Below are 24,428 nucleotides of genomic sequence, written 5' to 3' on the forward strand. Positions count from 1 at the left end.
AAAATTTGTAATTTTATATTTTTAGTCTATAATAAAAGAAGTTGAAAATTTCGGAACTCATGATTTCTAGGGTGTCGATTGGGAGGAAAATAGAATTTTGATCGTATTAGCAGGTACCATTGGTGCGGGAAAGTCAAGTTTAGCAAAGGCATTAGGTGCACATCTGAATACAGAGGTGTTTTATGAAGCAGTGGATAATAATCCCGTGCTTGATCTTTACTATCAGGATCCGAAAAAATATGCTTTTTTATTGCAAATTTATTTTTTAAATAAACGATTTGAATCGATTAAATTAGCTTATCAGCAGGACAACAATGTTTTGGATCGGTCAATTTTTGAAGATGAGCTCTTTTTAACTTTAAATTATAAAAATGGGAATGTAACAAAGACAGAGCTGGATATCTATAAAGAATTGCTAGCAAATATGCTGGAAGAGCTAGAAGGGATGCCTAAAAAGCGACCAGATTTGCTCGTGTATATCGATGTTTCTTTTGAAACGATGCTGGCTCGTATTGAACAAAGAGGCCGTTCTTTCGAGCAGATTGATGCACAAGAGGGGCTAAAAGCTTATTACCATCAGGTTCATGGAGAATATCCTTCTTGGTACGACGCTTATGATATTTCGCCTAAACTACGTATAGATGGAGATAAGATTGACTTTGTTAATAACCCTGAAGATTTAGAAATGGTCTTATCACAAATCGATCAAGAATTGAAGGCATTAGATTTATTAAAGTAAAAAGGGAATTGGTCAAAGCTGACTGGTTCTTTTTTAGCAAAAAAAGTTACTGACAGGCTGGTCAGTAAAGAATTTTACTTATCATGTTATAATGTTAAGCAATAATAAAAATTTTAGAGTTTGGGGAAAAGATGAAAATTGCACTTTTAGGCTTTGGAACCGTAGGTTCTGGACTGCCCGCCTTGATCGCAGATAATCAGGAAAAATTAGCAGCACTATTAGATGAAACGATAAGTATTTCAAAAGTTCTCGTTCGTAGTGAAGAAAAAGCAGCACAATTACGGCAAGTAGGTCATCCTTGGGATTTTGTAACTTCAATCGAGGCTATTTTAAATGATGATACTATTTCAATTGTTGTTGAGCTAATGGGGCGCATTGAGCCTGCAAAAACTTATATTTCACAAGCTCTTGCTGCTGGAAAGAGTGTTGTGACGGCGAATAAAGATTTGCTCGCACTCCATGGCGCTGAACTACAAAAGTTAGCCCAAAAAAATAAAGTTGCCCTTTATTATGAGGCTGCTGTAGCTGGTGGGATACCTATTCTACGCACGTTAGCGAATTCGTTTGCTTCAGATAAAGTCACACGCCTCTTGGGAATCATTAATGGGACAAGCAATTTCATGCTGACCAAGATGATGGAAGAAGGTTGGACATATAAAAAAGCGCTTGAAACCGCACAATTACTTGGTTATGCAGAGTCTGACCCGACAAATGACGTAGAGGGGATTGATGCGGTTTATAAATTAGCTTTGCTTAGTGAATTTGCTTTTGGCATGACAATTTCGCCTTCTCAAATCAAGCATCAAGGCATCCCAACCATTCAGCAAGCAGACGTGGAAATCGCTAATCAGTTGGGGTATGTGATCAAACTTGTCGGAGAAATCGTTGAAGTTTCTTCTGGAATTTTTGCTGAAGTCAGTCCGACATTTCTTCCAGCTTCTCACCCGTTAGCAAGCGTTAAGGGCGTGATGAATGCAGTCTATCTTGATTCGATTGGTATGGGTGCTTCAATGTTTTATGGGGCTGGTGCCGGACAAAACCCTACCGCTACAAGTGTTTTAGCAGACATCGTACGGATTGTTAAACGGTTTAAAGAGCAAACCCTTGGTAAATCTTTTAATGAATACAAGCGAGCTACCCGTTTGGCAGAGAGCTCAGAAGTTCTGAATAAATACTATTTTTCAGTTGAAACACCTGATTCCACTGGACAGTTTTTGCGTTTAGTGCAGCTTTTTACAGCCGTGAATGTTTCTTTTGAACAAGTCTTACAACAAAAAGGCGATGGGCAACGTGCTGTTGTAGGCATCATCTGCCATAAAATAAGTCAAACTCAACTCGCATCTCTTGAGACGAAGTTAGCAAAAGAAGATGATTTTAACTTACTCAATTATTTCAAGGTCGTGGAGGAAAATTAAAATGAAAATTATTGTGCCCGCAACATCAGCCAACTTAGGAGCGGGGTTTGACTCGATTGGGCTTGCTGTTAACCTCTATTTAACAATAGAAGTGCTTGAAAAAGCAGAGGCATGGCGGATTGATCATGATTTAGGTGTCAATATTCCAACTGACGAAAAGAATTTATTACTGACGACGCTGTCAGCAGTCTTAGCTCAGAAAAAGCAGCACTTGTCAGCAAAATACCATTTGAAAATGAGCTCTGATATCCCCTTGGCACGAGGATTGGGTTCTTCAAGCTCGGTGATTATTGCAGGCATTGAGTTAGCCAACCAACTTGCCCAATTAGGCCTAAGTGATGAAGAAAAATTAGCTTTGGCTTGTCAGATTGAGGGGCATCCTGATAATGTAGCGCCAGCACTCTATGGTAATTTAGTCATTGCAAGTAGTGCAACCGAAGAAGTACGGGCAATCAAAGCTAAACTGCCCCAATGCAAACTTTTAGCTTTTGTTCCAGACAAAGAGCTTAAGACCGTAGCAAGTCGCCAAGTCTTACCAGAAACCCTCTCCTATGCTCAAGCTGTTGCAGCAAGTGCCGTGGCAAATGTTCTGGTGGCAAGCTTGCTTTCAGGAGACTTGGTTACAGCAGGTCAGATGATGAAAGAAGATCTTTTTCATGAAAAATACCGCTCAGCTTTAGTGCCCGAATTAGCAGCATTTCGTGAAATTGGTCAAACCTATGGTGCTTATGGCACTTATCTTAGTGGAGCAGGTCCAACGCTCATGATGCTAGCTCCTGAAGAAAAAATTACTTTACTTTTGCAACATTTGTCGGAAAAAAATTGGCAAGGTCGCTTTTATGAACTCGAAATCGATAGTAAAGGGTTACAAGTCGAAAAAAGTCTGTTATAACATACAGATTTTTTTGATTATTTAACAAAAAATTGTTATAATCATCACAAGGAAAAAGTTGATCGATGAATAACCTTTTCCTAAAGATTCTATTGCTTATTTTTTCGTCGAAAAAATGAACCAATGGAAACTTTGTCGCCCTTATTGTCCGCTTTTTAAAAGCAAGAGTTCTAAAAAGGAAACGCAAATGACTCAAACCAAAAATGCAAAAGTCAGAAACCTGATTATTGCTGCAATGCTCACTGCACTTGGGATCTTGATTCCGGCTATAATGCCGGCTAAAATCATCATTGGTCCTGCCTCATTTACGCTCGCCTCACATGTTCCTGTAATGGCAGCAATGTTTTTTAGCCCCGTAATGACAGCTTTTGTCGCTATTGGGACGACACTTGGCTTCATGATTAGTACCCCCGTTCCTACGATTTGGCTCCGGGCCTTGATGCATCTTTTTGTCATGACCGCAGGTGCTTATTTCTTGAAAAAACATCCTGAAATCGTGCACCAAAAAGTTAAAATTCAAATTTTTAACCTTGTTCTAGGGATATTCCATGCTGGCTTGGAAGCACTCATCGTCTATGTTTTTTATGCCTTTGGCTTTGCGACAATGGACCAAGCTGCCCTCCTTAATCTTCTCTTATTGATTGGTTTTGGTGGACTGGTTCACAGTATGATTGACTTCAACCTCTCACTAGGTCTTTGTAAAGTTTTAAGTAAAGCATTTAATATTGAAATTTTTGAACGTGCAAAAACTTTTTTGAGTAAAGATAAAATCAAAGTAAAAACGAACTGATCGTCTGGTCAGTTGGAAATACTAGATGGGAAAAAAGGACTTTATTGTAAGTCCTTTTTTTGCATCAACTGAAGTAAACTCCTATCATTTGAGTGTCGTATAATTAAACTTTTAATGAGAATTAGATTTTGATAAAATAGTACTGGATGTAAAAGGTCTTTTACAGTGCTGGCATCTGAAAAAGGAGATTAGAATGATACAACTGGATATAAATGCTAAACTTTATGATTTAGCAACAGAGCACCCTGAAATTATTGAATTAATGGACACCTTAGGTTTTCATGAGATAAAAATACCAGGAATGCTACAAACTGCTGGAAAAATGGCAACCATCCCCATGGGGGCAAAAATGAAACATATCGACTGGGATGAAATCGTGAGCACTTTTGCTGAGGCTGGATTCGCTTTTTCAAAACATGAGGGGGATAAATAGTGATGGATATGAAAAAATCAACCACGATTGAGCGCCAAAAAAGAATTGTTGAAATATTGACACTCTTACACGAAGGAGGGACGTTTGAGAACGCCAAAAAAATTTTTAATGAAGAATTTGACGGTGTAGATGTTTCAGAAATAACTGGTGCTGAAAAGGCATTGATCCAAGGGGGGCTCAATCCCTCTGAAATTCAAAAATTATGCAACGTTCATGCAGCTGTCTTTAAAGGGGCTATTACAGATATTCATAAATCCTCTTTAGAAGAAAATACTCCAGGACATCCTATTCATACAATGAAACTTGAAAATCAAGTGATTACATCGCTATTAAATGATGAAATTCGGTGGGTTTTTTCAAAGATTGAAAAAGGAGAGTGGTCTTATAAAGAACGTTTACTTGTAGCGGTTATTGATTTGTATAATATTGACAAACATTATGCTAGAAAAGAAACTTTAATTTTTTCTTTTATGGAAAAATATGGAATCACAGCGCCACCAAAAGTTATGTGGGGTGTAGATGATAGTGTTCGTGAGATGATTAAAGAAATGATTGTTTATTTAAAAACAGATAAAGCAGCTTTAAATCCCATGCGTGAAATGCTAGAAAATTTACTGACAGAAATTGAAGAAATGATTTTTAAAGAAGAAGCAATTATGATTCCAATGTGCTTAGATATCTTTTCTTTAAAAGATTGGGAACAAATAGAGGAGGATTCTAAAGAGATTGGCTATGCATTTATTGCTGAACCTTTAAAGTGGAAAGCTTCTAAAACGGCAATTGAAAAGGAAAAAGAGCGTGAACCTCAAAGATTGGCGGCGATCGAATCTGCTAAAGCAATGACTGAGGCTATTGGCAAAGAATCAGGTTTAGAACCAAGTAAACCTAAAAGCGTTAAGCGGCAATATGATTGGGAAAAAGTTACAAGTGAGGGAGTAGTTGTTTTGCCGACTGGCATGTTGCACCTCAATGAGTTGACAGCTTTGTTCAATATTTTACCAGTTGATCTAAGTTTTGTTGATAAAGAAGATATCGTTCGCTTTTTCTCGGGAGGAGAACGAATTTTTCCACGAGCTAAGTCTGTAATTGGTCGACGTGTTATTGATTGCCACCCGCCAAAATCAATGGCGGTAGTAGAAAAAATACTAGAAGATTTTAAATCTGGATCACGCGATCAAGCTGATTTTTGGATTGATTTACATCGTTTTAATAAGAAAATTTATATTCGATATTTTGCAATGCGTGATGAAGAAACAGGAGAATATCTGGGCTGTTTAGAAGTTTCGCAGGATATTACAGCCATTCAAAATTTGGTGGGAGAAAAAAGATTAGATGGTCATGAAAAAACGACTTCTGAATATGAAAATCAAGTCGCTCAATCAATAAAAAAATCTACTGACGGAGCTGTCAGAGGCGAAATGCCTGATTTTGTTAAGCAGATGTTAGCTGATAAATAAATCTCACTAGTAAAAGGCATCTTAGTCTGCATTAGGACGACTCAGAGACTATTGGACACTTCTTTAAACCATCGTTCTTCCAGTATTTCCAGACGCTGGATTGTTCTTAGCTCTTGAGGAAGGAAGACTCTTATGTCTTCTTCATTAAAGCCTATCTGAATGTTACTTTCATCCATAATTATGGGCCGCTTTATCAAGAGGGGGTAAGTTTCAATTGTTTTTATAAATTCACTAAACTTCATGGTCGTGAAATCAAGATTGAGCTGCTTATAAAGCTCACAGTGGGTTGAAATGATATCCTCAGTGCCTTTATCTGTATGGGTAAGGATATCAATTAAATCTTGTTTGGTAAGGCTAGTTTTTATGTTTATTTCATTAAATGGTAGTCCGTTTTCTTGTAACCAACGCCGAGCTTTTCTACAAGAGGCACAAGAAGAAGTAATAAAAAGTTTAATCATGATGCTCCTTTTGAGTTTTTAGGTTTCAAAATTATAAAAATGAATTGATCTGTTTATAAAAATTTTAATTATTTCTTAAATAATTTTCATTTTCCCTAACCATTAGTGAACAATACTAGTTAATAAAAGGACAGATAAGAATGAGAAGAAAGCCATTATCTGTCAATGCTACCTTTATAAAAAAACAGTCCCCTTATGATTTTAGTCCGTTTGATATTTATGAGTGATTTAACCAATATGTTTAATAATAATCTAACATAATAAGTTTTTTATTTCAAAAAATGTGCTCTTTATAATACAAAAATAGCTTATTTGTTCATAAAATGGATAAAAACTAGGTAATTCTCTTTTTGTATAACTACATTTTTTCTTACTTTTAATTAATACTATTTTAAACTTCTTAGAGCAATCAATGAAGTAAAGATGTGGCTAATTTGCATACCTGCTACCCAGCATTCAGATCAGATTGAATCCAATTGATAGAGTGTGGTATAATTAACCTATGTTAAAACAAAATGAACTTGAAAATATTTCTCATCTGATTGTTAAGTATAATGAGCCACTTTCTCATTATACTTATACTAAAGTTGGTGGCCCTGCAGATATTTTAGCCTTTCCTGAAACAACAGAAGCACTGACAGAGCTGTCAGTACTTGCACAAGCAACAAACACACCTGTCACGGTGCTCGGCAATGCCTCAAATCTTATTGTCCGAGACGGAGGGATCCGCGGTCTTGTGATTTTACTTGAAAAACTCGATCAGGTAAATGTTGCAGGCTATACCATTGAAGCTCAAGCAGGTGCAAAACTCAAAGCAGTAACCCAAATCGCACAAGAACATGCATTGACGGGGTTTGAGTTTGCCTGTGGTATTCCTGGCTCTATTGGAGGGGCTGTTTTCATGAACGCAGGCGCTTATGGTGGCGAGATTTCACAAGTTTTAGTGAGCTGTAAAGTGATGAATGAAAGTGGGGAACTTTTCGTTCTCACAGCGGACGAAATGAGATTTGGCTATAGACATTCAGTGATTCGTGATGAAAATCTTGTTGTCATCTCCGCAAAATTTGAACTTACGCCTGGAGATCCTGAGCAAATTCAAAATGAAATGAACCGTCTCAATTTTCTCCGGGAGAGCAAACAACCACTTGAATATCCAAGTTGTGGCTCCGTTTTTAAACGACCTGAAGGACATTTTGCAGGACAACTTATCCAAGAAGCACAATTACAAGGCACACGAATTGGTGGTGTGGAAGTCAGTAAAAAACACGCTGGTTTCATGGTCAATGTTGATCATGGGACAGCCACGGATTATGAAGCCCTCATCGCCCATGTAATCCAACGTGTCAAAGAAAATGCTGGACTCACTTTAGAGCCCGAAGTCCGTATTATTGGTGAAAAATAAAGACAGGCTTATCCTGTCTTTTTTAAATTTTCAGCTTGAAAATCCCAACAATTTAAGCTATAATTAATAAAGTTCTGTTGTACGCAGAAGATTTGACCGCTCGATAAGTTACTGACCAATCTGTCAGTAACGTTTAGCTATTTACTAACGGTATTATCGAGCCAAGGCCAGACGGACAGCCGGGTCAAAAGCCGAAATTGGCGACTTTCGTTGCCTTATTGATTAGCTCGTCAATGATGAGTTATGGGGATTCTTTTTTGAACCACCCCACCCAAGAAAAACACGCTTTGGCGCATCAATAAGAGTATTAAAAGTTCTTCTGCTGTATAGACTCTGCACTAGATTTTTCTGTTTGCTACTATTTGAAACAGAGGCTAAGATTGATGATGAGACCAAGCGTTTGCTTGGTTTTTTGTATCGTAAAAGAGAAATATCATGTTATGCCCATCATCTATAACATGCTAGAAAAGGATGACAAAGAAATGGCAAAAACGATTATTGAATTCAAAAATGTCAGCAAAACATACGCAGATACTGATACCACTGTACTTAAAGACATTTCATTTGAGTTAGAAGAAGGAAAGTTCTATACGCTCTTAGGAGCTTCAGGTTCTGGTAAATCAACAATCTTAAATATTATCGCTGGACTTTTGGATGCCACTACTGGAGACGTAATTCTGGATAATAAAAGAATCAATGACTTACCAGCCAATAAGCGAGATGTTCACACCATCTTCCAATCTTATGCGCTTTTTCCAAATATGAATGTTTTTGACAATGTCGCATTTGCCCTCAAAATCAAAGGGGTTGATAAGAAAGAGATTGAAAAACGCGTTTCAGAGAGCTTGAAGATGGTTCAACTTGCTGGCTATGAAAAACGTTCTATTGCAAAACTTTCGGGTGGACAAAAGCAGCGGGTCGCCATTGCTCGTGCCATTATTGATCGGCCAAAAGTCTTATTGCTTGATGAATCGCTATCGGCTTTGGATATGAAATTGCGTAAAGACATGCAGTATGAACTGCGTGAACTTCAACAACGTTTAGGAATTACTTTCATTTTTGTCACACATGATCAAGAAGAAGCATTAGCGATGTCTGATTGGATATTTATTATGAATGAGGGGGAAATTGTCCAATCAGGTACCCCAACAGACATTTACGATGAACCTATCAACCACTTTGTCGCCGATTTTATTGGGGAATCAAACATTTTGAATGGTCGAATGATTCAAGACTACCTCGTAGAATTTAACGGTCAACAATTTGAGGCGGTAGATGGGGGGATGCGCAAAAATGAACCCATTGAAGTCGTCATTCGTCCCGAAGACATTTGGTTCACCATGCCTGACGAAGGAAAATTCAATGTTATTGTAGACACACAACTTTTCCGTGGTGTGCATTATGAAATTGTAGCCTATGATGAATTTAAAAACGAATGGCTTATCCATTCAACACATAAAGCCATTGTAGGTGAAAAAGTTGGTCTTGATTTTGATCCAGAAGCCATTCATATCATGCGTCTCAATGAAACCGAAGAAGAATTTGATGCTCGTATTGAAGAATATGTTGAAGAAGAAGAACAAACCATTGGTTTGGCTAAGGCAGTAGAAGAAGAAAATGCTGAAGAAGAGGCGGCTATTCAAGAAGCAGTCAAAGAAGCCCTTGAAAATACAATGGAATTGACCGAATTAGCTGAGACAGTCAACGAAATTCTTCATAAGCAAGAGGCTGATGCCCTTTTAGAAAGTGAGGCAGAAAAGTGACCAAACGTATTTATTCTGTTCCCTATTTTCTTTGGATTTTATTTTTTGTTGTAATCCCCTTGGTCATGCTCTTTTGGAAATCGCTATTTGACCTCAATGGTCATTTTACCCTTGACAATTATATCCAGTATTTTTCAAGTGGCACCTACCTCATGATGACTTGGAATTCGGTTCTCTATGCATTGATTATTACGGTTGTCACCTTACTTATTTCTTACCCCGTAGCCTTTGTTTTGACCAAGCTTAAGATGAAACAGTTTTGGCTGATGCTGATTATTTTACCTACTTGGGTAAACTTATTATTAAAAGCCTATGCTTTTATTGGGATTTTCGGAAAATATGGCTCTGTCAATAATTTTCTCAATTTTTTAGGCTTGGGACGAACTCAAATTCTCTTTACCGATATGAGTTTCATCTTAGTGGCCAGCTATATTTCGATTCCTTTTATGGTTCTGCCAATTTTTAACGCACTTAACGATTTAGACGCCAACTTAGTACATGCGAGTAGTGATTTAGGGGCTTCTCGTTTTCAAACCTTCAGTAAAGTGATTTGGCCTTTATCTTTAAACGGTGTTCGCGCAGGCGTTCAAGCTGTTTTTATTCCGAGCTTGTCGCTCTTCATGCTGACACGTTTGATTGGAGGAAATAAGGTCATTACATTAGGGACTGCTGTGGAAGAACATTTCCTCACTACCCAAAACTGGGGAATGGGCTCCACCATTGCTGTTGTCTTGGTTGTTGCCATGCTCGTGGTCATGCGTCTCACTAAAGAAAGGAGAAACTAGCAATGCAAACAAAAAGTTCTAAGTTAGGTAAAGCCTACCTTGCGGTTGTCCTCATTCTATTGTATGCTCCGATTTTTTACTTAATCTTTTATTCCTTCAATGCAGGAGGAGATATGAGTAAATTCACTGGATTTACCTTGGAAAATTTTAAAACTCTTTTTGCTGACCAACGCCTTATTTTGATTGTTGTTCAAACTTTCTTTCTCGCTTTTTTAAGTTCTTTAGTTGCAACGATTATTGGGACAGTCGGAGCCATTTATCTGGTAAAAGTCAAAGGGCGTAAAAAAGATACGTTACTGGGATTAAATAATGTCCTCATGGTCTCTCCCGACGTGGTGATTGGAGCTTCGTTTTTGATTCTTTTTACGATGATTGGGATGCAGCTGGGCTTTTTATCCGTATTGTTAAGTCACATTGCCTTTTCCATACCAATTGTAGTGCTTATGGTCATGCCCCTTTATCAAGAAATGGATGGAGCTTTGGTTGATGCCGCTAACGATTTAGGAGCCACTCCAGCACAGATCATGCGGGAAATCATTTTACCTTATCTCACACCCGGAATTATTGCAGGATTCTTTATGGCCTTCACCTATTCCTTAGATGATTTTGCAGTGACCTTCTTTGTAACAGGGAATGATTTCACAACACTTTCAGTAGAAATCTATTCTCGAGCTCGTGCGGGGATTTCTTTAGAAATTAATGCTTTATCGGCGCTTGTATTTCTCTTTTCAATCGTCCTTGTTTTAGGGTATTATTATATTATGAAAGATTCCGATACAGTTGGAAAATCTTCCAATTTGACGTAGCTCGCTCTAATAACCTAGACTCAGTAGTAAAAAGTTTATTTTTAAAAATAAGAAAGGAGCAATTTGAAAAAACTAATCTATTTCTTTGTGGCACTCTTAGCAATTACCGCTTCCTTAGGTTTACTCTCTCATCAAATGAAGGCAGCAGATGGTGTCAAAACAGCAAATAATAGCTTGACTATTTTCAACTGGGGTGAGTACATTGATCCAGAGCTCATCACAAAATTTGAAAAAGAAACGGGTTATAAAGTTAACTATATGACTTTTGACTCAAATGAAGCCATGTACTCTAAAGTCAAACAGGGCGGAACATCTTATGATATCGTTGTTCCTTCTGATTATATGATAGAAAAAATGGCCCAAGAACATCTCCTTCAAAAGCTCGATCATTCTAAAATTAAAGGCTTAGAAGATGATGATCCAAAATTGCTTAATCCTGCTTTTGATAAAGGAAATCAATACTCTATCCCTTACTTTTGGGGGACTTTAGGGATTGTTTACAACGATAAAACGGTTAAAAATCCTCCCAAAACTTGGCAAGATCTCTGGTCTCCCACTTATAAAAATTCCATCTTATTGACAGATAGTGTGCGTGATGTCATGGCAATGGTTTTGAGTAAACATGGTTACTCTCTCAACACCACTAATCGAGAAGAATTAGAGACAGCTTACAATGATTTACTCGAGCTCACCCCTAATGTCAAAGCAATCCTTGGGGATGAGATTATGAATTATATGATTAATAATGAAACTCCCCTAGCGGTGGTCTATAGTGGCCAAGCGGCTGAAATGACGGCAGAAAATAAAAATCTTCATTATGTTATTCCTGAACGAACCAACATATGGTATGATAATCTCGCCATTCCTAAAGGGGCTAAAAATGTGAAGGCTGCTTATGCTTTTATTAACTTCATGCAACAACCAGCCAATGCCGCACAAAATGCTGAATGGATTGGTTATGCGACACCAAACTTAAAAGCCAAGGCCTTGCTCCCAAAGAGTTTACGTGAAAACAAAGCCTTCTATCCCGATCAGACCCTCATTCAAGATGATGAAGCCTATAAAAACCTTACCCCATATTGGACAGGGGTTTATAACGATCTTTATCTTGAATTTAAGATGAACAAATAAAAATGATATTCAAAAAGCAGAGTTAATCTTCTGCTTTTTTATTTTTGAACGAGAGGATTTTTTTAAGAAAAAAGGAAAGAGTTTGGTATAATAAATCAAAGTGCTCATAAGGAGAGAATTAATGATTCAACTAAAAAAATCAAAAATCCCCCGAATTGAAGAAAACCTTATTCCTATCAACTTAAGTGATGAGACAATGCAAGAACGAAAAGCAAAACTTCTTTCAAAAATGAAGAAGTCCTCTTATGAGGCTTTGATTATTTATGCTGATTTAGAGCATGGTTCAAATTTTGAATATTTGACAGGCTTCTTACCTCGTTTTGAAGAGGCATTACTTGTTATCAAAGTTTCAGGGGAAAGTCATCTTGTTTTAGGAAATGAAAATTTAAATAAAGCAGACAAGGCACGACTTCCTGCCAAAGCTGTTCATCTCCCGCATTTTTCTTTGCCTAATCAACCGATGGATCCTGAGAAGAACCTTAAAGAAGCTTTCCTTGCATGTGATTTACCCTCCCATGGAAAAGTTGGCTTAGTGGGCTGGAAAAACTTTACGAGTCAAACAGAAGATAATAGGAGCTTATTTGATCTTCCCTATTTTATCGTAGAGACTTTATTCAAAATGTTTCCAAGCGTTACATTTTCGAATGCCACAGCACTTTTTATTGGTGAAGAGGGTGTGCGCACGACAAACAATGCTAATGAATTTGCGCATTATGAGTTCGGGGCTGCTTTAGCTGGAAATTGTATGTTGGAAACAATGAACCGAATCGAAATAGGCAAAACTGAGATGGAGCTGGCTACAAGCTTATCTGCTTTGGGACAGTCTCATAATGTTGTGACCATTTTAGCTAGTGGAGAACGCTTTGTGAAAGCAAATCTCTATCCCACGCATAAACAAATACAATTAGGGGAACGCTTAGCTTTAACCACAGGCTATAAAGGTGGGCTGCAAAGTCGTTCAGGCTATGCCGTAGCAAGACAAGAAGAACTTCCAAAAGGCGAACAAGATTATCTGGAACGCATCGCGATTCCTTACTTTAAGGCGGTTAAAACCTGGTTGGAAAGCATCAAAATAGGAATGAAAGGTCAAGAACTGTATCAAGCCATAGAGGCTGTCTTGCCTAAAAAGACCTATGGTTGGCATTTAAATCCAGGACATTTAACCGCTGATGAAGAATGGCTAAGCTCGCCCGTATACCCTGAATCAACAGAGCTGTCAGTAACTTTTTATTCTCCTTCAAGCTCAGCCAGAGGATTAATTTTTGAGAGCAAGTCTTGGTCTATCCAGACAGAGATGCTCGCATCATCCACGTGAAATTCTGCGCCACCTTTTTCGTCAAGGGTTATAGGGATAGCGTGTCTGCCCAAGAGATCCACATACACTTTTCCAGCTTGAGATTCATTAACGATCATGTATTTTGTTCCGCCTTTGCGGTTGGTTAAGAGTGTGGCTAGTCCAGTTTTTTCACCCTCAATTTCGATTTCATTTGTCCACCCAATTCGATCCGCGTCATCAAAATAATCATACTCACTTACAAAGTCTGCATGACCGCATAAAGCAAGCATACGGCGCAGGTTGATACCGACAGGTTCAACATTTTGCTCTGGAATACCATATAAATCTCCCCAAAATACACAAGGAGTTCCTCTTTTACGGAGTAAAATTAATCCATAAGCTTGTTCCTTAAACCAAGGTTGAATCCATGATTCGAGCGCTTGACCTTCTTGCGTATCATGATTGTCTACAAAAGATACCGCTAGTTCTGGATGACGCTCAATCATTGTATTGGCATAAATCCCTCGCATATCAAAGTCGCCGTTAGTAGAAGCAGCTTGATCCAAATTAAAGTGAAGGGGCACATCAAAAAGTTGGATTTGACCGCCAGATTGGCTAAGATAGTATTCTAACTTTTCGATGTCGTCTGACCAATACTCTCCAACAACAAAAGGCTCTTTCTCCATTTGTTCTTGGCGTTTATCAAGCCAGGTTTTGAAATATTCAAAGTCAATATGCTTAATCGCATCAAGTCGGAAGCCATCAATCTGCGTCGTATCCACAAACCATTTTCCCCATTTTTCAAGTTGGGCTACCGTTTCTGGGACACTAAAATCAAGGTCTGCTCCCATCAAAAAGTCAAAGTTATTATTCTCATCGTCGACGTTATCATCCCACTCATGACCTTCAAATTCCAGTATTTCATTTTCCTCTGTTCGTTCATCATAATCTACGCCTGTAAAATTATGAGAGGTCCAGATATAATCATCATACTTTCCTTTTCGTCCTGGGAATGTAAACTTGGTCCATACTTCAACTGTTTTGTCAGATTCCACTTCATTGAGGCGATCGTCTTCTGCCTTGACATCCGCTTCAATCACTTCGGTATCATCAGCTCCCATCATGTGATTAAAAACAATATCTGCATAAGCTTCGATACCATTTTCATGGAGTTGTTTAATCAGCTCAAGATAATCCTCTTTTGTTCCATATTTCGTCGCAATAGATCCTTTTTGATCAAACTCACCCAAATCGAACAAATCATAAGTTCCATAGCCGACGTCTTCCATACCTGAAGCAGCTTTAGAAGCTGGTGGAAGCCATATTCCTGATAGACCCAGTTTCTTAAAATCAGGTATCGTTTGAGCTAATCTTTTCCAATGTTTTCCGTCTGCTGGTAAATACCACTCAAAAGCTTGTAAAATGACCTTCATCGATTATCTCCTTTACTGTAAGCGATCAGCTTAACTTATGCTATATTTTTTGTAACTATTTCTAGTATACACAAAAAAATGAGAAAGCCATAAAAAAAGATACCACTTATTCAAAATTAAGATTATAAAGGTATTTTCAGTTAATTTAATAAAAATTGATGGATTCGTAAACGAAATAGTTGTGAGATCCACTGAACATGTTCTATAATGAAAGTAATTGCAGGATTCGTTAAGAAAATAGAAAGTTGGTTAATATGAAAGAGAAAGAAAATCTCAAAGAAAAATTAAGTCCAATCGCTTACAAAGTAACACAAGAAAATGGGACGGAAGCACCTTTTACTAATGAATTTGATGATTTCTTTGAGCCAGGATTATATGTCGATGTCGTCAGCGGCGAACCTTTATTCACCAGCCTTGATAAATACCAATCAGGCTGTGGCTGGCCTGCTTTTACTCAACCTATCGAACGCCAAGCTATCAAAGAAAAACGAGATCGTAGTTTCCTCATGGAACGCACAGAAGTACGTTCTAGCCAAGCTGATAGTCACCTTGGACACGTCTTCACTGACGGACCTTTGGATAAAGGAGGGTTAAGATACTGTATCAATTCGGCTGCCTTGCGCTTTATCCCCGTAGCAGAATTAGAAGCAGCAGGTTATGGAGATTATCGCCATTATTTCGAGTGACTTCATCTTGAAGTTTTGAATTCATAAAAATACCCCCCAACTGTAAAGAAGAAAGAGTATCAAAAATTAGGGATACTCTTTTTTTATAGGAGTGTCCATGAGCAAGCAAAACTTTTTCTGGTGTTGTAAGTGACGAAGCCTAAAAAATACATCGAAAGTCTGAGTTTTCTGTTTTGATTTTACGTTATAATAAACTTTAAGAGCGAAAGGAGTCTGAAAATGATTAAAATTTACCAAAAATCAAATTCAAATCAGTCTGCTGAACGTGTTGTAGACTGGTTTAAAGCTCGCGAAATTCCCTATCAAACAATTTCGAAAACCTCTTTATCTAAAGAAGATTTAATGCGGGTTTTGGCATTATCCAATGAAGGTTTTGAGGAAATCATTGTTTCTGAATCTAAGGCCCCGAAACTTTATTCTGAACTGCGCAATGCCTGTGATTTGGATCAAATTTCTACAAATGAGATGATCCAGTTTATCTTACAAAATCAGCAATTATTACGCTCTCCTATTACTTTTGATGATCGTCGCCTTTTAGTCGGTTATAATAATGACGACATCCGAACTTTTTTACCTTGGCGTGTTCGTTCATGATAAATAAGAGGACTGACCAAGCGGTCAGCTCCTTTTTTGCTTAGAAAATTTACTGACAGAGCTGTCAGTGATTTAAGTCAGTGCTGATCCTATTTAGGACAGTATTTATGGTATAATATGGTCATGACAAATTTCAAGAAAAATGACACATTTGAAGCGGAAGTGATAGACCTCACCCATGAAGGACAAGGGGTGGTCAAAATTGATCAGTTTCCTTTTTTTGTTGATAATGCACTTCCTGGCGAGCAAATCAAGATGCGGGTTTTAAAAGTAGGTAAATCCTATGGTTTTGGACGAGTAGATGAATTTTTAAAGCAGAGTCCTTCACGGGTGACATCGCTCAATTTAGATTATCTCCGTACAGGTATTGCGGATTTTGGTCATTTGATCTACCCCGAACAGCTTAAATTTAAGCACCAGCAAGTCGTAGAACTTTTGTATAAAACAGCCCATAAGTCCAATTATCCTGTCTTACCCGTCCTCGGAGCTACTGAAACATTACGTTATCGCAATAAAGCACAGGTTCCTGTGCAAATGGTAGAGGGACAACTCACGACAGGTTTTTACCGTAAACATTCCCATCAACTCGTTTCTGTAGAAGATTTTTATATCCAGCATCCAGAAATAGATGCCGTCATTCTTTCTCTTCGAAATGCTTTGAGAACAGTTCATGTAAAAGCTTATGATGAGCAAACAAGGCGAGGCTGGTTACGTCATATCGTAGTACGTAGAGGTTATCATACTGGTGAAATGATGGTAACGTTAGTGGCGACGAGTGCACAGCTTCCCCAAGGCGTAGATACAGTACTTCAACAGCTGAAAGAAAACTTCCCAAACATCAAATCTATTCAACTCAATATAAATAAGGGCACAGGTTCTTTTATTCTTGGTAAAACCTTCAAAGTTCTTTATGGAAAAAACTATATTCAAGACACGATGTTAGGTAAAACTTTCCAAATCTCAGCTCCTGCTTTTTATCAAGTCAACACAGCTCAAGCTGAGCGCCTTTACCAGACAGCCTATGATTTTGCCAACCTTTCTCAAGAGGATATTATTGTGGATGCTTATTCAGGGATTGGAACAATTGGATTAGGCTTGGCAGATCAGGTCGCACAAGTCTATGGAATGGAAGTAATCCCTCAAGCAGTAGAAGATGCACAACATAATGCAAAACTCAACCATATTGAGAACGCCCATTATGAAGTGGGAACCGCAGAAGCAATCATGCCTCAATGGCTCCAAAAAGGAATCAAACCAGATGTGATTTTCGTCGATCCCCCTCGTAAAGGCCTAGATGAGCAATTTATTAAAGCTGCAACAGCGACAAATCCTAGAACTATTGTTTATGTATCTTGTAATCCAGCAACTTTCGCACGAGATGTCCTTCGCTTTGAAGCTGAAAATTATACACTGGATAAGGTTCAACCTGTTGATCTTTTCCCACAAACCCACCATATAGAACTTGTCGCAAGTTTTATAAGGAATTAACTTCGCCTTACTGTTTAGAAAGAACATCATGATTCGTATTACACAACTCAAACTTTCCATTGATGAACCTGTCGATAAAATTAAAAGTCTTCTCTTAAAAAAACTCAAAATCCAAGAATCCGATTTAATAGACTATCGGATTTATAAAGAATCAATAGACGCTCGGCAGCGGGGCGAGATCAATTTTATCTATACTGTAGATGCTACAGTCAAACACGAAGGTAAAATCCTTGGAAAAAAACTCAAAAATGTTGCGCTTGCGCCCAAATTAGATTATAAAAATCCTCCTATTGGTCAAAAACCTTTAAATCATCGTCCACTTGTGATTGGCTTCGGTCCTGCAGGGATGTTTGCCGCCTTACTCCTTGCTCAAAATGGATATCGTCCCATTGTATTAGAACGGGGACAAGCAGTAGATGAACGTGTAAAATCAATTGATGAATTTTGGTCTAAAGGTCAACTCAATCCTAAATCCAATGTCCAATTTGGTGAAGGTGGTGCAGGGACCTTCTCTGATGGTAAACTCACTAGTCGTGTACGGGACTTAAGAGGGCGCAAAGTGCTCGAAGAGTTTGTGCAAGCTGGTGCACCAGAAGATATTTTATATAAAGCCCATCCTCATGTGGGGACAGACCTTCTTCGAGATATTGTAAAAAATATTCGTAAACAAATTATTGCGCTAGGTGGTGAGGTCTACTTTGATTCTCAGGTTGACCAATTCATGATTGAGAAGGATGCACTCACGGGCGTTAAACTTGTAGATGGGCGAATTTTCAAGGCAACACAGGCGGTTTTGGCCATCGGCCACTCTGCTCGAGATACATTTAATGAGCTGTACGACAAGGGAATCAATATAACCGCAAAACCATTTGCAGTTGGGGTCCGTATTGAACATCCACAGCGTTTAATTGATAAAGCTCAGTATAAAGAATTCGCTGGTCACCCTAGGTTAGGTGCAGCTGAGTATCGTTTGACTTACAAAGCTTCATCAGGGCGTGGGGTCTACACATTTTGTATGTGCCCTGGTGGACTTGTTGTACCTGCTGCCTCTGAGGAGGGACGTTTGGTAACCAATGGAATGTCCGAACACGCCAGAAATCAAGAGAATGCTAACTCTGGCCTACTTGTCCAAGTTTTTCCAGAGGATTTTCCAACAGAACATCCGCTTGCAGGGGTCGAATTTCAAAGAATGCTTGAACGTAAAGCATACGAGCTTGGAGGTTCTAACTATCAGGCTCCTGCTCAACGTGTGGGGGATTTTCTTGACCGCAAAGCTTCAACGACAATGGGGACGGTCACGCCAAGCTATGCCTTAGGTGTTACACCTTCTAACCTTGACGAACTTTTCCCTGAGTACATCACACAATCGATGCGTGAAGCCATCATTGGTTTGGATAAGAAACTGCACGGCTTTGCACTTTCGGATGCTGTAATGACTGGAGTGGAATCTCGGTCGTCTTCTCCGGTTCGTATTAATAGGGATGAGGAAAGTTTCCAATCTATTTCTACCAAAGGAGTCTATCCTTCAGGTGAAGGAGCAGGATTTGCTGGTGGTATCGTGTCAGCTGCTATTGATGGCCTGAAGTGTGCCGAAGCATTGATTTCAACCTATAATCGACCTGTTGAGGAGAGCTAATATGGTTAGGCGTGCTCACAACTATGAAAGAGAATCTGAAGCTTTTTATGATCGCCTTGCGGACCACTTTGATGATAGTTTTGATGGGTTTTTAGCGAGTTTTTTTAAAAAATTTATCTTAAAACAACTTGAATATCCTCAAAATAGTCGCCTACTTGATGTTGGTTGTGCAAACGGGAGATTACTGGAAATGCTCAATCATAAGCAAGCACTCGAAGGTACTGGTTTGGACATTTCTTCTAATATGGTAAAAATAGCTCGGATCAAACACCCCGACCATAAGTTCATTCAAGGAAATGCTCAATCCCTTCCTTTTGAAGATGCCTCCTACGATGTCATCACCTGCTCGGCAAGTTTCCATCATTTTCCAGACCCTGACCGCTTTTTAGAGGAAGCGCGTCGTGTGCTTGCTTCTGGTGGAAAGCTCGTCATCGCAGAGATTCATCTCCCAGTGATAACGCGGTTATATAACTGGCGGCTTAATCGTTTTTCAACTGAAGGAGATGTAAAAGTTTACACTTCAAGGGAATTACGACAAAAATTTGAAAAACAAGGCTGGCAGTTGCTACGTAAAAAAATTTTCTTTCAAATCCAATATTATGAAATTACCCCAAAAGCTAAGGAAGAATGAAGCGTTTAGAGTATAGTTATAATGTTCATTCTGATAATTAAAAAAATAAGAACTAGGAATTAATATGGAACAAGAACAACATCGAACTTTCAAAGCCTCTTGGTTTTTCAAGTGGTTCATCAACAATAAAATAGTTGCTGGCTTAGCCATTATCCTTCTTTTTTTACTTAATATTTACTTACTTAATAAAGTAGGCTTTGTCTTTAAACCTGTCGGAGATTTTATTACAGTAATCTCATTACCTGTGGTTTTGGCAGCTATTTTCTATTATTTGCTCAATCCAATTGTCGATATGCTTGAAAAGCGGCGTGTCCCACGAATTGCAACGATTATTTTTTTATTCGTTATAATCATTGCGCTCATTGTTTGGGGACTTGTTGTTGCCATCCCAAATATCATCAGTGGAGTTGAGAAATTTACAGCAGCGATGCCACATTATGTTGATGTAGCGCAAGATCAAGTTAATGCCATTGCGAGTAATCCTCATTTTGAGCAGTTCCGTCCTCAAGTGGATCAATTTGCCAATTCTATTGGAGACCAACTGATTGGTTGGTCGAAGTCTTTCTCAGTCAGTGCCGTCTCTAGCTTGACAAATCTAATCAGTAAAACAACAAGTGTTTTAATTTCTTTGATTGTTTTCCCATTTGTACTCTTTTACCTTTTGCGTGATGGTAAAAACCTGAATGGATTTGTGACGGGACTCTTACCAAATAGTTGGCGTAAGGATACTTCAAAAGTCCTTCATGAGATTAATAGCCAACTCTCTAACTATGTGCGTGGGCAAGTTTTAGTCGCGATAGCTGTTGCTGTAATGTTTATGATTGGTCTACCAATTATTGGAATGCGTTATGCTGCTGCCTTGGCAATTACTGCTGGTTTTCTGAATCTTGTTCCTTTCCTCGGCTCATTTTTAGCAGCAATTCCTATGATTATTGTAGGGCTTGCAATTGGTGGCCCCTTCATGTTAGTTAAAGTTCTGATCGTTATTGTGATTGAGCAAACTCTCGAAGGAAGATTTATTTCTCCACTCGTGCTCGGGAAACAACTATCCATACATCCCATCACAATCTTGTTTGTTTTATTAACAGCAGGGCAAATTTTTGGAATCTGGGGTGTGTTACTTGGTATTCCATTCTATGCAACAGTTAAAGTCGTTGTGGTACATTTTTACGAATGGTATAGAGAAATTTCTGTACTTTATCGGGATGAAGGTAAACAAAAAATAGAATAAATAATAAAGGAGAAAAATGTCTTATTCAGAAGATACAATTGATTTTTTACACCAAGGCGATTTAATCGGAATGAAAAATTCATTGGCCAAAGCATTAAAAAATGATAATGAAGAAATGCTGGCTGATTTAGCCGAATATTTGCAAATGATGGGTTTTATCGATGAGAGCCAGACGGTATATGATAAAATCATGGCAGAACATCCCGAATCTACTGACTATCTGATCAACCTGTCAGAGATTGCAGAGGATAATGGAAATTTGGAGGAAGCTCTGGGCTATCTCTATCAGATCCCTGAAGATGATGAAAACTATGTAGCGGCATTGGTAAAAATTGCTGATTTATACCAGTTAGATGGCGACTTTGAAACAGCAATTTCAAAGTTAGAAGAAGCACGTGAGTTATCAGACTCTCCGCTTATAACATTTGCACTGGCTGAATCTTACTATGAGCAAGGTGATTATACGAAAGCCATAGCAGAATATGCTAAGTTATCAGAGCGCAAGATCCTCCATGATACAAAAGTTTCTATTTATCAACGGATTGGGGATAGTTATGCTCAGCTAGGAAACTTTGAGAATGCTATTTCCTTTTTAGAGAAATCACTTGAATTTGATAAAAAAGCAGAAACCTTATTTGAAATTGCTTTACTTTATAGCGAAATTCATAATGAAACCAGAGCTATCGCAAGTTTCAAACGTTTAGAAAAAATGGATGTCGACTTTTTAAATTATGAATTAGCTTATGCCCAAACCTTGGAAGCTAATCAGGAATTTGAAGCTGCACTAGAGATCGCTAAACAAGGTTTAAGAAAGAATCCAAATGCTGTATCGCTTTTACACTTTGCTTCAAAGATAAGCTATAAGTTAAAAGACACGCAAGCAGCAGAACGCTATCTGATGGATGCCCTGAATTTGCCAGAATTACATGATGAAACCGTCTTTCTCTTAGCCAACATGTATTTCAATGAAGAAGATTACGAAGCAATCGTGAACTTGCAACCTTTACTCGAAGAGGAACACCTCTTAGCTAAATGGATTTTTGCTGAAGCACATAAGGCTTTAGAAAATGATTCTGAAGCTGAGGCACTCTATGAAGAACTCATGGAAAGTTCACTGACGGAAAATCCAGAATTCTTATCAGATTATATTGATTTTTTACGAGAAATCGGTCGACTAGATAAGGCTAAAGACTTAATTCAACAGTATTTAGTCCTCGTGCCTGATGATGAAGCAATGCGTGCTTTACTGCTCGAAGAATAAAAAACTACTGACAGGTCTGTCAGTAGTTTTTTAAATATTAAGTTTAACTTATCACATGCCAACGTCAAAAATTTTTTATGAAAAATACTTCATAACATCATAAATCGTAATAATTGTAAATGAGGTTGAGTTCTGATAAAATTATTTTGAAGTAATCCGAAAATTTCGTTGATTACGGCTTAGAACAGATGAGGTAATTAAACTATGTCAGATAAAAAATTTGGCGCAAATTTGGTGGTTGATAGCTTAATCAATCATAAAGTAAAATATGTTTTTGGAATTCCAGGTGCAAAGATTGACCGGATTTTTGATTTATTAGAAAACGAAGAGGGACCACAAATGGTGGTGACACGTCACGAGCAAGGTGCAGCATTTATGGCACAGGCTGTAGGACGTCTCACAGGAGAACCTGGTGTGGTTGTGGTAACAAGTGGACCTGGTGTATCAAATCTTGCCACTCCGCTTTTGACGGCTACCTCTGAAGGTGATGCGATTTTAGCAATTGGTGGTCAAGTTAAACGTAGTGATCGTCTTAAGCGTGCCCATCAATCCATGGATAATGCGGCCATGATGCAAGCAGCAACTAAATATTCTGCGGAAGTACTAGATCCTACCACACTATCTGAAAGTATTGCTAACGCTTATCGAATTGCGAAAACAGGTCGTCCTGGAGCAACTTTCTTGTCAATCCCTCAAGATGTTACAGATTCAGAAGTATCAGTCAAGGCAATTAAGCCACTTTCTGATCCGAAAATGGGGAATGCCTCAATCGATGATATTAATTATCTAGCCCAAGCGATTAAAAATGCAGTTTTACCTGTGATTCTAGTTGGTGCTGGTGCCTCAGATGCTAAAGTAGCTGCCTCATTGCGTAACTTATTGACACACGTTAATATTCCCGTAGTTGAGACCTTCCAAGGCGCTGGAGTTATTTCACACGACCTTGAGCATACCTTCTACGGCCGTATTGGCCTTTTCCGTAACCAACCAGGGGATATGTTACTAAAACGTTCAGATTTAGTAATTGCAGTAGGTTATGACCCTATTGAGTACGAAGCACGTAACTGGAATGCAGAAATTGATAGCCGAATCATTGTTATTGATAATGCCATTGCTGAAATTGATACTTACTACCAACCAGAACGTGAGCTTATCGGTGATATTGCAGCAACGCTTGATAATCTGTTACCGGCTGTAAGAGGGTATAAAGTCCCTGCAGGTACGAAAGAGTACCTTGACGGACTTCATGAAGTAGCTGAGCAACACGAATTTGATACTGAAAATACTGCTGAAGGTCGCATGCATCCATTAGATCTTGTAAGTGTATTCCAAGATATTGTGAAAGACGATGAAACAGTAACTGTCGACGTAGGTTCACTCTATATTTGGATGGCGCGTTATTTCAAATCTTATGAACCACGTCACCTTCTCTTCTCAAACGGCATGCAAACACTCGGAGTTGCTCTTCCTTGGGCAATTACAGCCGCTTTATTACGTCCTGGCAAAAAGGTGTACTCACACTCAGGTGATGGAGGTTTCCTTTTTACAGGACAAGAATTAGAAACTGCGGTCCGCTTGGATCTTCCAATTGTTCATATCATTTGGAACGATGGCCATTATGATATGGTTAAATTCCAAGAAGAAATGAAATATGGACGTTCAGCAGCGGTTGATTTCGGTTATGTTGATTTTGTTAAATATGCCGAATCTATGGGTGCTAAAGGGTATCGTGCGCATTCTAAAGAAGAATTGGCTGAAATCCTGAAATCCATTCCTGATAGCACAGGTCCTGTATTAATTGACGTACCTTTAGATTACACAGATAATATCAAACTTGCTGAAAAATTATTACCTGAAGAATTTTATTGATTACAATCAAGCAATTTGTGAAATAACAAAAATAAAAGAAGAAGCCCTTGAACACCTAAGCGTTCAGGGGCTTTTTTTGTGAAATAAAACAGACGCAGATATTGTATGTGAAAATTATTGATGATAAACTTTGAAGGATATAAACGTGAAAGTGTGAGCATTCTTAGATACTCACACTTTTTTGTTCCAAAATTTTCTTAAAACAACGTATCATATATAATCTATAAAATAGCCTTCTTATCTGTCATGTTA

22 protein-coding genes are annotated in these 24,428 nt (G+C 38.3%); 20 read left to right on the top strand and 2 right to left on the bottom strand.

The window, feature by feature from the left end; translation table 11 throughout:
* Window positions 1–94 precede the first annotated feature (94 nt).
* From JKP71_RS02015 to JKP71_RS02040, 6 genes are all read left to right on the top strand, one after another.
* The gene (locus tag JKP71_RS02015; RefSeq protein WP_234446096.1) at window positions 95–739 is read left to right on the top strand and encodes a deoxynucleoside kinase; all 645 of its coding nucleotides are present in this window, start codon (window positions 95–97) and stop codon (window positions 737–739) included.
* A gap of 131 nt (window positions 740–870) precedes the next feature.
* Complete coding sequence (locus JKP71_RS02020) at window positions 871–2,154, top strand: homoserine dehydrogenase (protein ID WP_200406839.1); 1,284 nt, start codon at window positions 871–873, stop codon at window positions 2,152–2,154.
* 1 nt (window position 2,155) lies between these two features.
* Window positions 2,156–3,046: a homoserine kinase gene (thrB, locus tag JKP71_RS02025; RefSeq protein ID WP_200406840.1), complete on the top strand. Its 891-nt coding sequence runs from the start codon at window positions 2,156–2,158 to the stop codon at window positions 3,044–3,046.
* A gap of 187 nt (window positions 3,047–3,233) precedes the next feature.
* Window positions 3,234–3,836 (top strand): hypothetical protein, encoded by a 603-nt coding sequence (locus JKP71_RS02030; protein WP_234446094.1) that lies wholly within the window; start codon window positions 3,234–3,236, stop codon window positions 3,834–3,836.
* Window positions 3,837–4,029: 193 nt separating this feature from the next.
* Window positions 4,030–4,269 (top strand): DUF1858 domain-containing protein, encoded by a 240-nt coding sequence (locus JKP71_RS02035; protein ID WP_200406842.1) that lies wholly within the window; start codon window positions 4,030–4,032, stop codon window positions 4,267–4,269.
* Window positions 4,269–5,726: a DUF438 domain-containing protein gene (locus tag JKP71_RS02040; RefSeq protein WP_200406843.1), complete on the top strand. Its 1,458-nt coding sequence runs from the start codon at window positions 4,269–4,271 to the stop codon at window positions 5,724–5,726. The genes JKP71_RS02035 and JKP71_RS02040 overlap by 1 nt, the downstream gene beginning before the upstream one ends.
* Window positions 5,727–5,767: 41 nt before the next feature.
* Here the strand turns inward: JKP71_RS02040 and JKP71_RS02045 are convergent, their stop codons facing one another.
* Entirely contained in the window at window positions 5,768–6,184 is a 417-nt protein-coding gene (locus JKP71_RS02045; RefSeq protein ID WP_075525809.1) for a Spx/MgsR family RNA polymerase-binding regulatory protein, read from the bottom strand.
* A 502-nt stretch (window positions 6,185–6,686) separates the two neighbouring features.
* Here JKP71_RS02045 and murB point away from each other — a divergent pair.
* The 6 genes from murB (at window position 6,687) to JKP71_RS02075 (ending at window position 13,386) form a co-directional block, all read left to right on the top strand.
* Window positions 6,687–7,586, top strand: coding sequence for a UDP-N-acetylmuramate dehydrogenase (gene murB / locus JKP71_RS02050; protein WP_200406844.1), 900 nt, complete (start codon window positions 6,687–6,689; stop codon window positions 7,584–7,586).
* A gap of 482 nt (window positions 7,587–8,068) precedes the next feature.
* Window positions 8,069–9,349: an ABC transporter ATP-binding protein gene (locus JKP71_RS02055; protein WP_200406891.1), complete on the top strand. Its 1,281-nt coding sequence runs from the start codon at window positions 8,069–8,071 to the stop codon at window positions 9,347–9,349.
* A complete protein-coding gene (locus JKP71_RS02060; protein ID WP_200406845.1) occupies window positions 9,346–10,134 on the top strand; it encodes an ABC transporter permease in 789 nt (262 codons plus the stop codon). The genes JKP71_RS02055 and JKP71_RS02060 overlap by 4 nt, the downstream gene beginning before the upstream one ends.
* A gap of 2 nt (window positions 10,135–10,136) precedes the next feature.
* The gene (locus JKP71_RS02065) at window positions 10,137–10,940 is read left to right on the top strand and encodes an ABC transporter permease (protein WP_200406846.1); all 804 of its coding nucleotides are present in this window, start codon (window positions 10,137–10,139) and stop codon (window positions 10,938–10,940) included.
* Window positions 10,941–11,003: 63 nt separating this feature from the next.
* The gene (locus JKP71_RS02070; RefSeq protein ID WP_200406847.1) at window positions 11,004–12,071 is read left to right on the top strand and encodes an ABC transporter substrate-binding protein; all 1,068 of its coding nucleotides are present in this window, start codon (window positions 11,004–11,006) and stop codon (window positions 12,069–12,071) included.
* 121 nt (window positions 12,072–12,192) lie between these two features.
* Window positions 12,193–13,386, top strand: coding sequence for a M24 family metallopeptidase (locus JKP71_RS02075; RefSeq protein WP_200406848.1), 1,194 nt, complete (start codon window positions 12,193–12,195; stop codon window positions 13,384–13,386).
* Here the strand turns inward: JKP71_RS02075 and JKP71_RS02080 are convergent.
* Complete coding sequence (locus JKP71_RS02080) at window positions 13,299–14,780, bottom strand: alpha-amylase (RefSeq protein ID WP_200406849.1); 1,482 nt, start codon at window positions 14,778–14,780, stop codon at window positions 13,299–13,301. The genes JKP71_RS02075 and JKP71_RS02080 overlap by 88 nt on opposite strands.
* A gap of 254 nt (window positions 14,781–15,034) precedes the next feature.
* Between JKP71_RS02080 and msrB the strand changes: the two genes are divergently transcribed.
* From msrB to alsS, 8 genes are all read left to right on the top strand, one after another.
* Complete coding sequence (gene msrB / locus JKP71_RS02085; protein ID WP_075525816.1) at window positions 15,035–15,466, top strand: peptide-methionine (R)-S-oxide reductase MsrB; 432 nt, start codon at window positions 15,035–15,037, stop codon at window positions 15,464–15,466.
* A gap of 219 nt (window positions 15,467–15,685) precedes the next feature.
* Window positions 15,686–16,060, top strand: coding sequence for an ArsC/Spx/MgsR family protein (locus JKP71_RS02090; protein WP_075525817.1), 375 nt, complete (start codon window positions 15,686–15,688; stop codon window positions 16,058–16,060).
* A gap of 117 nt (window positions 16,061–16,177) precedes the next feature.
* Window positions 16,178–17,548: a 23S rRNA (uracil(1939)-C(5))-methyltransferase RlmD gene (gene rlmD, locus JKP71_RS02095; protein ID WP_200406850.1), complete on the top strand. Its 1,371-nt coding sequence runs from the start codon at window positions 16,178–16,180 to the stop codon at window positions 17,546–17,548.
* A 28-nt stretch (window positions 17,549–17,576) separates the two neighbouring features.
* The gene (locus tag JKP71_RS02100) at window positions 17,577–19,184 is read left to right on the top strand and encodes an NAD(P)/FAD-dependent oxidoreductase (protein WP_200406851.1); all 1,608 of its coding nucleotides are present in this window, start codon (window positions 17,577–17,579) and stop codon (window positions 19,182–19,184) included.
* A gap of 1 nt (window position 19,185) precedes the next feature.
* Window positions 19,186–19,815 (top strand): class I SAM-dependent methyltransferase, encoded by a 630-nt coding sequence (locus JKP71_RS02105; RefSeq protein ID WP_200406852.1) that lies wholly within the window; start codon window positions 19,186–19,188, stop codon window positions 19,813–19,815.
* A 64-nt stretch (window positions 19,816–19,879) separates the two neighbouring features.
* Window positions 19,880–21,046 carry an AI-2E family transporter gene (locus tag JKP71_RS02110; protein ID WP_075525821.1) on the top strand — a complete coding sequence of 389 codons (1,167 nt, stop codon included), beginning with the start codon at window positions 19,880–19,882 and terminating at the stop codon, window positions 21,044–21,046.
* A 16-nt stretch (window positions 21,047–21,062) separates the two neighbouring features.
* Complete coding sequence (locus JKP71_RS02115; RefSeq protein WP_075525822.1) at window positions 21,063–22,307, top strand: tetratricopeptide repeat protein; 1,245 nt, start codon at window positions 21,063–21,065, stop codon at window positions 22,305–22,307.
* Between the two features lie 204 nt (window positions 22,308–22,511).
* Window positions 22,512–24,176 (top strand): acetolactate synthase AlsS, encoded by a 1,665-nt coding sequence (alsS, locus tag JKP71_RS02120; protein WP_200406853.1) that lies wholly within the window; start codon window positions 22,512–22,514, stop codon window positions 24,174–24,176.
* Window positions 24,177–24,428 lie beyond the last annotated feature (252 nt).

This window comes from Lactococcus taiwanensis (assembly GCF_014905395.1).
Taxonomy (GTDB): Bacteria; Bacillota; Bacilli; order Lactobacillales; family Streptococcaceae; genus Lactococcus; species Lactococcus taiwanensis.

Bases quoted from the DNA above. Each gene is read 5' to 3' on its own strand.
- JKP71_RS02035 (WP_200406842.1), top strand. From the start codon at position 4,030: ATGATACAACTGGATATAAATGCTAAACTTTATGATTTAGCAACAGAG.
- murB (WP_200406844.1), top strand. From the start codon at position 6,687: ATGTTAAAACAAAATGAACTTGAAAATATTTCTCATCTGATTGTTAAG.
- JKP71_RS02105 (WP_200406852.1), top strand. From the start codon at position 19,186: ATGGTTAGGCGTGCTCACAACTATGAAAGAGAATCTGAAGCTTTTTAT.
- JKP71_RS02110 (WP_075525821.1), top strand. From the start codon at position 19,880: ATGGAACAAGAACAACATCGAACTTTCAAAGCCTCTTGGTTTTTCAAG.
- rlmD (WP_200406850.1), top strand. From the start codon at position 16,178: ATGGTCATGACAAATTTCAAGAAAAATGACACATTTGAAGCGGAAGTG.
- JKP71_RS02080 (WP_200406849.1), bottom strand. From the start codon at position 14,780: ATGAAGGTCATTTTACAAGCTTTTGAGTGGTATTTACCAGCAGACGGA.
- JKP71_RS02065 (WP_200406846.1), top strand. From the start codon at position 10,137: ATGCAAACAAAAAGTTCTAAGTTAGGTAAAGCCTACCTTGCGGTTGTC.
- thrB (WP_200406840.1), top strand. From the start codon at position 2,156: ATGAAAATTATTGTGCCCGCAACATCAGCCAACTTAGGAGCGGGGTTT.
- msrB (WP_075525816.1), top strand. From the start codon at position 15,035: ATGAAAGAGAAAGAAAATCTCAAAGAAAAATTAAGTCCAATCGCTTAC.
- JKP71_RS02030 (WP_234446094.1), top strand. From the start codon at position 3,234: ATGACTCAAACCAAAAATGCAAAAGTCAGAAACCTGATTATTGCTGCA.
- JKP71_RS02020 (WP_200406839.1), top strand. From the start codon at position 871: ATGAAAATTGCACTTTTAGGCTTTGGAACCGTAGGTTCTGGACTGCCC.
- JKP71_RS02100 (WP_200406851.1), top strand. From the start codon at position 17,577: ATGATTCGTATTACACAACTCAAACTTTCCATTGATGAACCTGTCGAT.
- JKP71_RS02115 (WP_075525822.1), top strand. From the start codon at position 21,063: ATGTCTTATTCAGAAGATACAATTGATTTTTTACACCAAGGCGATTTA.
- alsS (WP_200406853.1), top strand. From the start codon at position 22,512: ATGTCAGATAAAAAATTTGGCGCAAATTTGGTGGTTGATAGCTTAATC.
- JKP71_RS02055 (WP_200406891.1), top strand. From the start codon at position 8,069: ATGGCAAAAACGATTATTGAATTCAAAAATGTCAGCAAAACATACGCA.
- JKP71_RS02045 (WP_075525809.1), bottom strand. From the start codon at position 6,184: ATGATTAAACTTTTTATTACTTCTTCTTGTGCCTCTTGTAGAAAAGCT.
- JKP71_RS02075 (WP_200406848.1), top strand. From the start codon at position 12,193: ATGATTCAACTAAAAAAATCAAAAATCCCCCGAATTGAAGAAAACCTT.
- JKP71_RS02090 (WP_075525817.1), top strand. From the start codon at position 15,686: ATGATTAAAATTTACCAAAAATCAAATTCAAATCAGTCTGCTGAACGT.